The organism is Thalassospira sp. CH_XMU1420-2 (genome assembly GCF_037029325.1).
Classification (GTDB): Bacteria; Pseudomonadota; Alphaproteobacteria; order Rhodospirillales; family Thalassospiraceae; genus Thalassospira; species Thalassospira povalilytica.
This window is the reverse complement of the sequence record NZ_JAYMEG010000063.1, coordinates 1-967: the sequence shown is the minus strand read 5'-3', so window position 1 is coordinate 967 and position 967 is coordinate 1. Positions and strand designations below refer to the sequence as shown.

Here is a 967-nt window from a genome sequence, read left to right as displayed (position 1 = left end):
CACCGACGATCATGATTCCGAGTGCGACAGCAAAGGCAAGTGAGACCATGATCTCAGCATCGGACATCGGAACAAATTGTTGGATGAAGTCCATTGGCTTTCCTAACACTTGTATTGGGCCGCTCACAAACCGTTATACTTGTCGTGGTTCTCTATATTGAGCATTGACTGCTTGTTGATATTGGCCAAATCGGCACTAGTGTAATCAAGGCTAAAGGGGTTTCGGCGTGTACGAGGTGCATCGTGTAGCTCGAAACCAGCGCCTTTGATCAAGGCACGAACTATCAGAACAGACGGGACAAGCAGCACGCCTATCATGATCAGCAGTCCAAGATCGGTCGAGTTCATCGCTTGTCTCCTTGCTGTTCGTGTTGTTGAATTCGATAAGGGCAATATATCGCGCTTTCAGATGAGAGACAACCTAAGCACGATAGAAGAAAAGAGGCGCAACTCTAAGCGGAGCGGACGGTGAAGCGATCGTCAAACCTCTTCTTACTGGCCAGTTTCACTTTCTTTCGGCATGTTCATTCTGGCTGTAGTCACGTCTGTTGACCCAATCATCTGGTCACCCAGAAACAGATCAGCACTGCGTTGTTTGGGGACAGTGAGGGTATGTTCCAGGGCGACCAGTCGTTCGTAATCCCATGGTTGTCCGTGGTTCGGGATTTCTTGAAGTACCTGACCATGAGGATCCTTTAGTACCAAGCGGGCTCGTTCGAGCCCAACGATCGGCAAACACAGATCCCCACCTGGTGCGGCATGGATCGGGCCGAGAAATGCGCTGATATACACTTTCATGGCAAGTCAGCTGCTTGTTGTTGGGTAAGGGTTCGGTTGGCGCGGTTTTTGGCCATCTCCAGTGCGACCAATTGATTGGTGGCACGGCGCAGAAGGCACGATCGTTGCAGTTGCCATGTTGTAGCGCCCGGCCTTGTGCCGGGCGTTTTGCGTATTAATGCCTGCTTTG

At 51.1% G+C, this 967-nt stretch carries 2 protein-coding genes; both read right to left on the bottom strand.

The window, feature by feature from the left end:
- Positions 1-123 precede the first annotated feature (123 nt).
- Positions 124-348, bottom strand: coding sequence for a hypothetical protein (locus WA429_RS21280; RefSeq protein ID WP_336107916.1), 225 nt, complete (start codon positions 346-348; stop codon positions 124-126).
- A 144-nt stretch (positions 349-492) separates the two neighbouring features.
- Complete coding sequence (locus WA429_RS21275; RefSeq protein WP_336107915.1) at positions 493-798, bottom strand: hypothetical protein; 306 nt, start codon at positions 796-798, stop codon at positions 493-495.
- Positions 799-967 lie beyond the last annotated feature (169 nt).